Consider the following 13,384-nt stretch of genomic DNA (forward strand, 5'->3'; position numbering starts at 1 on the left):
CTACATCCGGGAAAAGGGGGAAGATTGCGGGTTTTCAGAGAGGGGTGGAGGATGTTTTGTAGATTTGCTGCAATTCCGGAAAGGGGTAATTTATTTCATGCCTCTTTGTGCCCGGCCACTGTTTTTGTTTTTTCCTGCAGGTGAATTAGCTTGTTAATGGTATCAATAACCGGTTCAGAAGAATTTTGGAATTTAGCAATGGGATTAACGATTGCAAGCCCTTTATAGTAGGTGACGAGCCCTTCCGCAACCTCGGTCAAAATCTTGTTAAACGAATTCCGCTTCTTTGCCCTCGCGAGTTTTACCTCAGGGCCTTTATCCCCGGTAATAGGTATCCTCTCATAATTTCCAAAGTCCATACGCAACACATTAATCATACCACCCTGTCCTGACAATTGGTTTACGATTTCGGCGGAAGGCAGCGAGGCGATATATGCTAAAGGATAGGTGTAGTCTTTATATTTCCCCTTTTCAACATAAGAATCGCTCCGGATGCCCAGGCTTTTAAAATAAGCCTGTACCTTTGCGAAACACGACTTATTTACCCGGAGTTCGTCTACCTGTTGTATTTGTTTATTCAGGGATTTTGGCCTTCCCAGTACAATGGCGCTTGCTATAATCTCATTCTGCTGATACGTTCTTATATCAATCTGGATGTTGTTATCATTAATAAACTGCCAGAGGAACAGACTACAGGTTTTCGCGCCATAAAAGGCGGAACGGGTAAATTTAATGTTAACGGAAGATATCTCCATATCCGCAAAAAGGATTTCCAGGGGAAGAATTATTTTGGAGACCGTCATTGCGCCAGGAACAATATTTCCCTTCCTGTGGATGAGATTTTTATCATTTGTGACGTCAACAAAAAGCTCACCGTCTTTTTTCGCAATTTGGTATTCATGTTTGATTAAAAACTTTCCCCAAACCAGCATCTGGGGATCGTTCGCATTGTCTTTCTTTAATTCAAGATTAGGATGTGGGGTCCGGGCTTTTGCATCCCTAAAGATTATTGTATCCGACAAAAAACCTTCAGTGCGGTTTAATGGAATTTTGAGAATAGGAGCGCCTGTTCTGTTCATCTGTTAGTCCAGCAATTCTTCTTATTCTGTAACCGTTGCTTGCCTGTCAAGCCCGCCTTAACACGAATAATAATGGGTAGTTAAAGACGCAAGATTTTACTGTTGAAAATGGAAATTTTCTGTTGCTGCGAGGAAAATATCTGTTGATTCAAGTATGGTTCATTTCGCAAAATCTCAACTTATTGGATTCTATAATGTCATGTTTTCCCTGTCAAGCATATAAAAATTAATTTTCCATTATACTACCGTAGTAGTAGGCAATCTACAATCTACAATCGGCAAATTGCTGATTGAGGAGTGGAGACTGGGGACTGCCAATTTTAATTTGGGGTCAGTTTAAATACTTAATCTCCCCATTGCTTTTCCCATGGACCCCTTTGCGAATAACCAGATTTTTTCCATGGTTGATCCCGGAGGCATAGGCTTCATGGCAGCTTGTTGAATATCGGTGAGAAGTACGCGAGCGCCTTGGGTTTCTTCTGAAGAAAAACTCTTTAAGCCTGGGATCTCCCTTCCAAACAAGTTTATTTGAATGGCTGGTAACGGCCCGGTTTTCCAGTTTAGTGTAAAAACCTTCCAGGAGGCCGTAGATGAAGGTTCTCCTGTGTTTGTTACCGTCGATTTTTTTTTGTTCTTTATAGTCTGTCCACAATAATTCGGAGATGTTTTGAAGGTAATTATACACATACTCAGCCATCTCCACATTTTCCGGCAGTCCATAAATTTCCAGCGCCCTGCCATTTTTATTTTCATGCTGTTCGTACCCGAATTTCCAAATGGCTTCTACGAAAAAAAATTTACAGAGTATGGAACAGATTAATGATTTGATAGCATCCCTATTCCCTATATTCCCGATTTGTTTGTAAACGTAATGCCGCCCGGCATGCGCATCCAATAATGACAGGTTGTGTTTTAACAGTAGTTCGTGTGCCTTTGCCATTGCCAATTGCGCCTCATGTTCATTTTTGCTCTGGGCTAATGCCAAAAGCTTGTGTACCTTGTCAAGTATGGTGTGGTTGCCTGATTGTGCAGAAAAGCTGTTCCTCTTTCTTTCCATCCACGTATGAATATCTCCGGTGGCAGAGGAATCAATACCATTTTCCCGGCAAATACTCTTAAATATTTCACCATGGGGTAAATCATCCCGTATTCCCAGAATTTCATCCACATACTGATGTGCCATTTCGTGATAAAGCACCTCCTGGACATATTCCCACGGATAGGACTGGATCAGGAAAATGCTGATAGAGAGTCGCCGCCAATGCCCTCCCTTCCAATTCCCCAGCATTCGGTCCGCACCCGAAAGTTCAAAGTGAGGGGGACGCATGGAATTTTTGAAATAATGGTAATTCGCGGTTTTCCAGTCCTCTTTCAACTGCATTATCCATGCCGTTTTTAAGGTGTTGTCAATCGTTTCTCTATTTTTATCCATTTTCATTTGCGAAGCGTATTCATTTATCATTAGTACGAAAAGAGGAAAAAAGCATAACAGATATATTTGTATAAATAAAAAGAATTTTTGCTGAAATGGGACAACATCACGCGCACGGTACACTTTCAGTTAAGCAATGAGCCGTACGGAGAGGATGGCACTTGATACGTGTTCTAAGCCCACTAAATTCCCATGTAGTGCGACGAGGTTAGTTGCAATACAAATGACAATTTCGTTGTATATCCATACAAATGACCTTTCTTTATAATATTGAAATTAAAACATTTTGCCCATTCAACCATCAAAGAGGAAAACGCGCAAGCAGAATTTTTGTAGCAGAAAGGCTTTCTCGTTTTAGCAATTTTTTTTATCAGTAGAGAATGGTTTAAATTTTCCTTACTTCTTTATTACCCATACCGGTAATTCTAAAAGCGCTATACCAAAAACATGGACGGCCAAGAAATAGATAAGCGCTGTTATCAATACTACGCCGAATAGGTTAAGTACAAGGCCGGTTTTATCCAGCATTGGTATTGTGACCTGGTCACTGCTGAAAATAATGGCTTTGGGCTATGTTGCAACCGGAAGCATGAACGCACAAGATGCAGAAAGTGTTGCGGGGAGCATTAAAGCAAAGGGATGTATATTAAGCGTTCATGGAAAATAGAGGGACACTTCCCATATTAATTTTTGAAATATGGGGAGTGTCCCTTTATTGATCAAACTGATTAATTGTTTTCCTGCCGAAAAGACAGGATAAACAACATTGACGAAATACCTGAACCCGCTTTAAGCACTTTTTACCAATACGGAAAAACAACTACGCTATCGCTTCCAATTCATTTTTTAATAATTCTGCAGAATGTATACGATTTAACGGGTTTTCCTCCAATAATCCTAAAATAACCTTGTGTAGTTTCTCGGGTATTGATGAATTTAACTCCCATGGGGGGACCGGATTCTCTTGCCACAACTTATTTGTCAGGGCTTCATAAAGAATCAACCCAACAGAATACAAATCGGATGTGGCCGCAATCTTAATCTTTTTCAACACATCCTTTTCCCGCTCATTTTTTCTCAAGAGTTGTATCATTTCTTTCTGTTCCGGGGATGCATATTCCCTGCTCATACCAAGAAGCGTCTCTCCTGTTTTAATAGTGCATTCAAGGTCAATAAGCGCCATTACACCCGTAGTTGGATTTAGTATAAGATGACCGGGTTTGATATCGGAGTGAAGGTATCCTTTGGTATGCATGTGCATCAAAGGCAAGGTCACGCTTGCAAAATGCTGAATTACCCCTTCGATTTCTTTCCGGTCGGTCATATCCCTTTTTTTATAATATTCAAGTACGCCCTTTCCTTCAAAGTGGGTCATAATGAGATAATATTGTGCCAAAACAAACTTGTCATCATTATACATGTTATCCCTTCCCACTTTATATCGAACCGGAATTTGCGGATGTGAAAAGAGGGCAAGGATTTTGTATTCTCTCGCGTAATCATTGGAAGGGTGATATTTTATGCCCCACTGATTTTCTTTGAACTCAGGATTACAAAGGATTGCGTAATTAGCCCTGTGTCCGGGCGTAATCTTAAACTCTTTAAACGTATATTTGTTAATAGAATACATTTTATATACTCCCGACAAAAAAAATAGTGAAATTCTAAATACGAAACAAATCCCAAAAAATAAAATTCGAACTGTCCAAAACTGTAAGAGCCGATTTGTTTTTAACATTTGAATTTTGAGTTTCGGTATTGTTTCGAATTTCTATATTCGTAACACTTTAGTTTTTTGAAAAATTCCCGGGATAGAAAAAATACCATGTAGCCCCGTCAGGGGCGGTCTGTTTGTAGCGCAATAAAATTCAATAAGGTAAATAGCTCCGTAGGAGCGGCCTGTCCGTATTCAGGTAGACCTGTTTATATGGATTTACAAGAGACAGGTCGCTCCTAACAGAGCTAATCTCTGTTATAATATCCTATTTTGCTACAAACAGGCTGCTCCTACGGAGCTTATAGGTAGTACATTTTTCAAAAAACTAAAGTGTTACCTATATTCGAATTTAGAGGCTTCGACATATCGACAAAATTTTGTCAATATTAGACGCTAAGCGCCTAAACCCCTTTTAAAACCCTCTGGGCTAACTCATTCGGCAATTTTGCTTCGGTTATTCTTCTTGATGCAGCTTCAGCATTATACCTCACACGCCTGAAGCTTATCTGGTTTAAAGTGGAATCAAAAACAACATAACACCCGTCGGGATTTCCATCCCTAGGCTGACCCAGTGAACCAACGTTAACATAATATTTCCAGTCATTGTTTTGATCCACCGTAAAAGATTCTGTCTTGTCGGAGCATTCTTTTTCAATCACCATTAATCTCATATCATAATTGTCGGTAGGGATGAGAACGGAGGCATTTACCAATCTCTTCTCTTTCGTGTAAATGTACGCCGCTGGCCGGTGTGTATGCCCGCCAAATGTTATCTTTGACCATAAGGTGGTGTACTTTAAAACGCTTGCATTTTTGGCATATTCATAACCAATCGGGTACGAAGGGGTACTGTGTACTATTTCAAACCCCTCATGCTTAAATTTTTTTCTCAGCGATAAACGTTTTAAAAAGGTATAATTCTCCTTCGTCAATACCCCTTTTGTCCAATCCGCTGCGGCTTGTGCTACGGGATTCATTTCAGAGGTAAGGGATGGTTCCCCGACTACCTGTTTATCGTGGTTTCCTCCAATGACAACGCATTTCTTTTCCATTAATTGAATGGCGTCCATAAAATCCCTGTCGGGAGAAGTTTCCGGATTGATTTGTTCAATGATTTTATATATTCTTTCAATCGGTACTTTTCTCTTTCCATACTTCATGTAGCGTACAATGTCGCAGCATTCATTTGGAGAGGCGCCATACCCTACTATATCGCCTGCGATAAGCAGCCTGTCAATGGTACCTTCCTTTTTCGCAATCTCTTTAATAAATGCAATCAGAGAATCAACATTTCCATGAATATCTGATATTATAATGTTTTTCAAGAGCTTGCTTTCCATAATAAGTAAAAGGCATTTATTAGATACTGCGCAACATCTTTTCCAGTTTCTCTGCGGAAGAAATTCTGTTCGAAACATCTTCTTCCAAAAGCCCCATGATAATTTCTTCCAGTTTTTGAGAGATATTTTTATTAATTTTGTGCGGCAAATCCATCCCTTTTTGCCATTTTTTTTTCGTTAACGTTTCATAGAATAAGAGACCTATGGAATACAAATCTGTTCTGCCATCCAACTGCATAGAAGAGGGAAGGCCGTCTTCGCCATGATCTCCTTTTTGGCTCCTCAAATAATCAAGAATGCGAAACTGTTCAGGCGAGGCATACTCCCTGCTGATTCCCCGCAGAACTTCTCCATGTTTAATAGCCAGTTCAAAGTCAATGATATGCCCCAAACCTGTTTCCCTGTTACAAATCAAATGCCCTGGTTTTATATCACAATGAATGTACTTCATAGCATGCAGATATATTAAGGGGTCGCAAACCGTAAGAAACATCTTTACCACTTCATTTATGACCTTTACCTTTTCCACATCCTTTTCCCTGAAATATTCCAGAATATCTTCACCGTCAATATGTTGCAATACGATAAAGTTCTGTTTTATCAAAAACCTCTCATCCTTGTATAAATCACCATGTCCAACATCATACACTTTAGGAATTTGTTTATGATTAAGCTTTTTGAGGACATTGTATTCTCCGGAAAAATCAGCATAAGGGGCGTATTTTATCCCCTTACCGGCAGCATTAATCAAAACAGCATAGTTAGACTTATGTAAATTTGATTCACACTTAAACGTTTGAAAACGATAATTATTAATTATATACATACGTGTTATTGTTATCCAAGAAAACATATACCCTGCCGGCAGTCGGCAGTCTACTGTCAGCAAATTGCAGATTGCAGATTGAAGATTGAGGACTGTTTTCGTGCCTGTTTGGCTCTGGCTATGCCAGCCGGGAGCGGACTTTATACATATATCAATTGGTTGGTGGCAATAATCCTGTACAATGTTGTTTTTCGACCATTAGTTCGCATAAAAAATGCCAAATATTCAATTTATGACTTCAAAGCGTTGATTTTCATATTTTCATAAAGAAAAGAGGTGAAAAATTAAAACACTTCATCTGCCTGTAAGGTATTCATATGTTTTGCATTATACGCAAAATTTAAAACAACTATTTTTCTAAACAAAAAATGAATCTATATTAAATTTTTTACACGAACAAATGAAAAAATGATACCTACCCATGAATGCTGTGGCTGAAATAAACCGTCGTTGCATTTCGAATTTAAATCGTAATTTATTCATAATTGCCAAATTATTAAATACTTATGCAATATATTTACAAATACTAATATATTAATTATTTATAAACTATTTTGCCTATAAACCATGGAGGAAGTATTATTTATACTGCAGCATGGTTTTATCTATTTTGTTTTAGGATAGTTACGGATTTTAACATTATAGGAAACTGCCTTTAAAAAAATATACCGCAAACGGATGGAATAATAATTGCTCCAATAAGCCAATTAAAGTTGAATTGCTTTTATCCTTAAGTATATTTTATAGATAGAGAAGAGAATTCTATCGCCAATTATCCATTCAACACATTAAAATTATGCGGAATTCTCAGGTTGCATTTGTTATATTTCTCCGTTTTTTGGAAGTTTTATTTTAGAAAGGGAGGTACTATTGAAAATATAATATGCCAGCATAACATTTTACATTGTAGACACATTTGTAATTTTAGTAGGGTGATAAAAAGGAGAGAGACTTAACTTATGAAAATGTATAACAAATTTATGATCGGTGTTTGGCTTTTACTAATAATGGGTCTGTTTGCGTTTGGCACGGGGGTTGCTGAAGCGGCAGGAGACCCAAACGGTTCCGATACGTATTCTGAGAGTATTGAAGGATTAAAGATTTCAATCAACGTCGTATGGACGTTAATAGCCGCATTCCTGGTATTTAGCATGCAGGCGGGTTTTGCCTTTTTAGGGGGCTTTTTACGACAAAAGAACATGCTCAACTACCTAGCACATTGTTTCATTGATTCCACGTTGGGTGCATGCGTTTTTTATTTTTTCGGTTTTGCTGTGATGTTTGGCGGGTCTCAGGCGTATTCAGGCCTTGATAGGGGCTGGCCTGGTATTGGCTGGGACGGCTTTATGCTTTTAGGGGATGCATATGACGTAAAAACGGTCATGTTCTGGCTCTTCCAAATGGTATTTGCAACAAAAACAGTAACAATTATTGCAGGCGCTGTTGCAGAAAGAATGAAATTTGTGCCTTATATTATCTACAGTTGTTTAATGTGCGGCATTATCTATCCGCTTTATGGTCATTGGGTATGGGGAGGCGGATGGCTGAGTACCCTTCCAATTGGTGCCGGGGTAGTAGATTTTGCGGGTTGCGCCGTAGTTCATACAGTAGGGGGTATTATGGCCCTCATGGGCGCATGGGCTGTTGGTCCCAGAAAAGGCAAATATAATCCCGATGGCTCGCCAAACGCCATTCCCGGGCACAATATGACCTATGTTGTCATTGGCTGTTTTATTCTTGCCTTCGGCTGGTTTGGTTTTAATGCCGGAAGCACCGTGGCAGGCACTGATTTACGTATAGCAATAATTGCGACAAATACCTTTCTTGCCGCTGCTGCGGGCGCATCAATTATGTTGTTCTTTACATGGAAGAGACAGGGCTTTGTTGACGTATCGTTTGTTTGTAACGGAGCTTTGGCTGGGTTGGTTGCGATTACCGCGCCTTGCGCTTATGTAGCGCCATGGGCAGCAGTTGTTATCGGAGTCCTTGCAGGCCTTATTATGAGAGGCGCCGTAGCGCTGGTAGAAGTCGTTTTCAAGATTGACGATCCCCTTGGGGCGGTGGCAGTGCATGGCGCAAACGGCATGTGGGGCATGCTTGCCGTAGGTTTATTTGCCGATGGAACCTATGGTATAAATGGTTTAATCCTTGGCACCGGCGAGCAATTGCTTGCCCAATTTATCGGAACTGTTGTCGCTTTTGCATATGCATTTGCTTTTGGCGGAGCGGTCTTCTTCGGATTGAAAGGAACAATTGGTTTAAGGGTTTCCGACCTTGAAGAAGAAGAAGGTCTTGATATTGCATATCACGGTACTTCATGCTATCCTGTGGAAGGAGGGTTCTTTGGCGCTGTGGGGGAACACCTCATCGATGTTCAGGCAGAAAAAGAACAAATCTCTTTGCTTGAAGAAGCAATCAGCAAGGACCGTTCACGCGAGAGGATTTATTCTGAGAAACTTGGCAGATGGGTATACGGAAAGGCAAAACAAGAAAAACAATCGTCGAATTCTAAGAAATAAGACCTGTTTGTGGTCAAATAAACATATATAGTATTAATAATATGAATGGAGGAGTTTCATGAAAAAAATAGAAGCAATAATCAGGCCGGAGAAGTTCAATATTGTGCGGGACGCCATGACGGAGATGGGCTATCCGGGAATGACCGTTACGGAAGTAAAAGGGCACGGCAGTCAAAAAGGAATCAGCGAAGTATGGCGCGGTAGGAGGTATCGTGTTGATTTGCTGTCAAAAATAAAACTGGAAATTGTGGTAAAAGATGAGGATGTACAAAAGATTGTCGATACTATCACCACGGAAGCTCAAACGGGAAGCATCGGAGATGGAAAGATATTTGTCATAAATGTAGAAAACGTTTATAGAATTCGTACAAAAGAGAAAGATGCGACTGCCATTTAAGGTGGATTCTATACCGCGCTAAATCCAAAGTTGGCGCTACCATGAATAGTTTTGATAGCGCCAGCTATTTTTTTGTAGTAGGGACGAAGCATTTGTCTGCATAGAAGATAAAGACTAAATGCTGCACACGCGCCCCAACTAGGTCCTATTTGACGAGTTATGATGTATGCAGACATGCTTCGCCCCTGCTGTTACGAAAAATTTTTTCCCCTGACATTATAGTATTTATAAAAAATTTATTGGGAGTGGTGTATTGAAAAGGTGTCTTCTTTTTATCACTTTAATTGTCATAGTAACATGCCTGGCAAATGATATGTTTGCAGGAGACCCCAGCGGAAAAGAAACATACTCTGACAGTATACAGGGATTAAAATTTTCGGTAAACTTCGCCTGGATATTAATGAGCGCTTTTCTGGTTTTTAATATGCAGGTTGGTTTCGTCTTCCTTGGGGCTGGATTTGTACAAAAGAAGAATACCCTGAATTACGGCACTATGAGTTTTATGGATTTTTGCGCCGGAGCAATAATTTTCTGGCTTTTTGGCTTTGCTTTAATGTTTGGAGGTTCTCAACTTGCTCCCGGGCTTACCAACGGAAACAAATTTATCGGTTATAGCGGATTTTTGCTGATAGGCGACTCATACGACGTTCATATTTCTGCGCTCTGGTTATTTCAGGTTATGTTTGCATCTACTGCCTCTACGATAGTAACCGGCGCTATCGCGGAAAGATGTAAGTTTCATGCCCATGTGCTTAATAGTATTTTCCTTTGCGGCATATTGTATCCTGTTTATGGACACTGGATGTGGGGCTACGGCTGGCTGGAAACGCTGCCATTTGGGGTAGGGGCAAGAGATTTTGCAGGTTCGGGAGTTGTACACGGAGTAGGGGGACTGATTGCTTTTGTCGCGGCCTGGCGCGTTGGGCCGAGATATGGCAAGTACAATCCGGATGGCAGCTCGAATGTTATCCGCGGACATAACCTTCTGTATATAGTAATAGGGACACTTATCTTAATTTTCGGCTGGTTTGGATTTAATGCCGGCAGTACGCTTGCCGTTACAGAATTGCGCGTATCCATAATAGCAACTAACACCTTTTTAGCCGCCGCCGCAGGTGCTCTAACCCTGCTCTATATTTCTTATTTTATGACAAAAACGTTTGGCGTAAGCATGGCATGCAACGGTGCTCTTGCAGGCTGTGTTGCAATTACAGCATCCGGTGCATATGTTCCCCATTGGGCGGCTATTGTAATCGGGGCTATCGGCAGCGCATTGACATGTTTCAGCCTCGATTTCATTGAAAATAAACTAAAGATTGACGATCCTGTGGGCGCCATATCGGTTCATGGAGTAAACGGGATATGGGGCTTACTTGCAGTAGGTGTATTTGCAGACGGGACATATTGCGAAGTAAGAGGATTGATTACAGGTTCAGGCTGGCAATTGCTCTCCCAGTTTATCGCCAGCATCACCTTAATTGTGTGGTGTCTGGGAATGGGCTTTCTTTTTCTCTCTTTCCTAAAACGTGTTATAGGATTAAGAGACCCCATCAGCGCAGAGCAAAAAGGCCTGGATCTCTACGAACATGGCTCCGGGTGCTATCAATAATTTTGTAACATCAGGCTATTCCCTATACGGTTAAATGCCTGGACGGATTTTTCAAAAAACTATAGCGTTACATTGTTTTAAAAATTTTCCCTGACTCCAAAAACAGATAATGTAACATTCGCCTCCTAAACTTCATTATTCGTAAATATTTTATCCTTAATAACCATGGCTTGGTTAAGGCAATAAAGGCAATAAAGATGTACTTGCGATAAGAACAAGCACTGCACTTTTCGCCTTGACGTTTAGGAATTTTAATATTTTTGTAGAGACGCATTGCGAATACGTAATGAAAATGTTGATACAACAGAGAGACGCATGCAATGCTTCTCTATACTAACATCAACAACAGTCGTCATGTTGCGCTTGCAACATGACGACTGCGGTTTTTTTTGTTTATTGTCTGAAACGAATATTGTTCCAGACTAATTCACATTATTTCTATGAAAGGAGGTTTTAGTTTTTTGTCATGTTTTACGAATATTTTTTCTCTTTATTGTTTTCGTTAATGGGAGGTGGTAGTAATGAAAAAAATTGAAGCAATTATCAGGGACCAGAAATTAACAGCCGTAAAAGACGCCCTAAAAGCCATTGGGGTAGCCGGTATGACCGTCTCGGAGGTAAAAGGACACGGCACACAGAAGGGAATAACCGAAGTATACCGCGACAAACAGTATTCTGTGGATTTGCTGCCTAAAATTAAGATAGAGATCATCACTACAGATGAAAATGTGGATAAAATTACCAAAACAATCGTTGATGCGGCACAAACCGGCAGCATCGGTGATGGTAAAATTTTTATCTACGATATAAGAGATGTTATACGAATAAGGACCGGAGATACCGGGGAAAAGGCAATTTAGCATTATTCCTGCAAATTTAAAGATAAGGATTTTTAAACTGACGAATAGGAGGTTTTAAAAATGAAAAAATTTAGTTTACTGACAATGTTAAGCCTTGTACTGGTGATGGCCGCATCATCCGTAGTATTGGCAGGTGACGATGTATTGGATTCGGGCGATAATGCATGGATTCTTATGTCGGCATCATTAGTACTTCTGATGTCCCCGGGCCTTGCCTTCTTTTATGGCGGCATGTGTTCATCCAAAAATATCATAAATATGTTAATGATGGTTTTTATGAGTATGGCGGTAATCAGTATCCAATGGGTATTCTGGGGATACTCTCTCTCATTTGGAGAGGATTGCGGCAACTTTATCGGAAATTTGGCAAAGGTCGGCTTGCGCGGTATAACGCCCGATACACTCTCCGGCACCATTCCGGAATACACTTTTTTGGCATTCCAGGCAACATTTGCGATTATTACCGTGGGGCTTATCATGGGTGCAGTTGAAGGGCGCATGAAATTCAGCGCACTTTTAATATTTATTCCCCTGTGGGCGACTGCCGTATATGACCCGGTATGTCATTGGGTGTGGGGCGGCGGTTTCCTCCAAGCCTGGGAAGTGCTGGATTTTGCCGGCGGAACGGTGGTACACATAAATTCAGGTGCGGCAGCCCTTGCCCTCGTGATATTACTCGGAAAACGCAAGAAACAAAACATAAGGCCACCATGCAATGTCCCGATGGTGCTACTCGGCACGGGCCTGCTCTGGTTCGGATGGTTCGGTTTTAATGCTGGCAGCGAACTGGCTTCTGACGGAAGGGCGGCATTTGCGTGGGTAATAACAAACTCGTCTGCAGCCACTGCTGCTTTCGTTTGGATGGTATGCGAATGGATTCATAGGAAAAAACCTACGCTTATCGGTGCGGCTTCAGGCGCAGTTGCCGGCCTTGTAGCCATAACCCCGGCGTCTGGTTTTGTAGGGCCTTTAGGCGCTATACAGATTGGAATTATGGCGGGTGTTGGATGTTACTTTGCCAGCATGAAGCTAAAAGCGCTTTTTGGATATGACGACGCTTTGGACGTAGTTGGAGTACATGGGATTGGCGGTACGATAGGCGCCTTTGCCACAGGTCTATATTGTACCAAAATGGTAATGGGGCCTGATGGAGTTGACGGCTTATTCATTGGATGGGGTATGGAAGGCTTCAAACAATTGGGCTTACAATGTATTGGTTTCCTGATTTCATGGTCATACGCATTTTCAGTGACAATGGTTATCGGATTATTTCTCAAGTATACGATAGGCTTAAGGACAGCAGAAATACAAGAAGACACCGGGCTGGATATTACTCAGCACGGCGAGATTGGCTACCACCTTGAGATGGAATCTACTAGCACATTGAAGATACCTGCCGGGCACTAATTCCGGACCTCATGCATTACTGTGGTTTGAGGGATTAGATTTACGGAAAAATACAAGGCGCTGTCTCTTTGGAGACAGCGCCTTTTTTAATGGTAACGCTTTAGTACCTTATCAGTAATTTCTTCGCACACTTCCATTCGTCAGTGCATGCTTTTTGGGAAAATATTTAATTGTCCCTTCTGTAATCGGCAATCCACA

Annotated in this window: 10 protein-coding genes; 5 read left to right on the forward strand and 5 right to left on the reverse strand. The window is 40.9% G+C overall.

Annotated features, from left to right (window positions below; all coding sequences use genetic code 11):
* Positions 1–95 precede the first annotated feature (95 nt).
* The 5 genes from KSMBR1_RS13165 to KSMBR1_RS13185 form a co-directional block, all read right to left on the reverse strand.
* On the reverse strand, positions 96–1,079 hold the full coding sequence (locus tag KSMBR1_RS13165) for a hypothetical protein (protein WP_099325744.1): 984 nt from the start codon (positions 1,077–1,079) through the stop codon (positions 96–98).
* 331 nt (positions 1,080–1,410) lie between these two features.
* Entirely contained in the window at positions 1,411–2,511 is a 1,101-nt protein-coding gene (locus KSMBR1_RS13170; protein WP_164995483.1) for a DUF2786 domain-containing protein, read from the reverse strand.
* A gap of 820 nt (positions 2,512–3,331) precedes the next feature.
* Positions 3,332–4,141, reverse strand: a complete 810-nt coding sequence (locus KSMBR1_RS13175; protein ID WP_157820600.1) for a protein kinase domain-containing protein — start codon at positions 4,139–4,141, stop codon at positions 3,332–3,334.
* Between the two features lie 488 nt (positions 4,142–4,629).
* On the reverse strand, positions 4,630–5,553 hold the full coding sequence (locus tag KSMBR1_RS13180) for a metallophosphoesterase family protein (RefSeq protein WP_157820601.1): 924 nt from the start codon (positions 5,551–5,553) through the stop codon (positions 4,630–4,632).
* Between the two features lie 34 nt (positions 5,554–5,587).
* A complete protein-coding gene (locus KSMBR1_RS13185; RefSeq protein ID WP_099325748.1) occupies positions 5,588–6,421 on the reverse strand; it encodes a serine/threonine protein kinase in 834 nt (277 codons plus the stop codon).
* 932 nt (positions 6,422–7,353) lie between these two features.
* Here KSMBR1_RS13185 and KSMBR1_RS13190 point away from each other — a divergent pair.
* From KSMBR1_RS13190 to KSMBR1_RS13210, 5 genes are all read left to right on the forward strand, one after another.
* Entirely contained in the window at positions 7,354–8,913 is a 1,560-nt protein-coding gene (locus KSMBR1_RS13190; RefSeq protein WP_099325749.1) for an ammonium transporter, read from the forward strand.
* Between the two features lie 58 nt (positions 8,914–8,971).
* A complete protein-coding gene (locus KSMBR1_RS13195) occupies positions 8,972–9,310 on the forward strand; it encodes a P-II family nitrogen regulator (RefSeq protein WP_099325750.1) in 339 nt (112 codons plus the stop codon).
* 253 nt (positions 9,311–9,563) lie between these two features.
* Entirely contained in the window at positions 9,564–10,919 is a 1,356-nt protein-coding gene (locus tag KSMBR1_RS13200) for an ammonium transporter (RefSeq protein ID WP_230408001.1), read from the forward strand.
* A gap of 521 nt (positions 10,920–11,440) precedes the next feature.
* Entirely contained in the window at positions 11,441–11,779 is a 339-nt protein-coding gene (locus tag KSMBR1_RS13205; RefSeq protein WP_099325751.1) for a P-II family nitrogen regulator, read from the forward strand.
* A gap of 60 nt (positions 11,780–11,839) precedes the next feature.
* Complete coding sequence (locus KSMBR1_RS13210) at positions 11,840–13,186, forward strand: ammonium transporter (RefSeq protein WP_099325752.1); 1,347 nt, start codon at positions 11,840–11,842, stop codon at positions 13,184–13,186.
* The last annotated feature ends 198 nt before the right edge of the window (positions 13,187–13,384 follow it).

It is taken from the genome of Candidatus Kuenenia stuttgartiensis, from assembly GCF_900232105.1.
Lineage (GTDB): Bacteria > Planctomycetota > Brocadiia > Brocadiales > Brocadiaceae > Kuenenia > Kuenenia stuttgartiensis_A.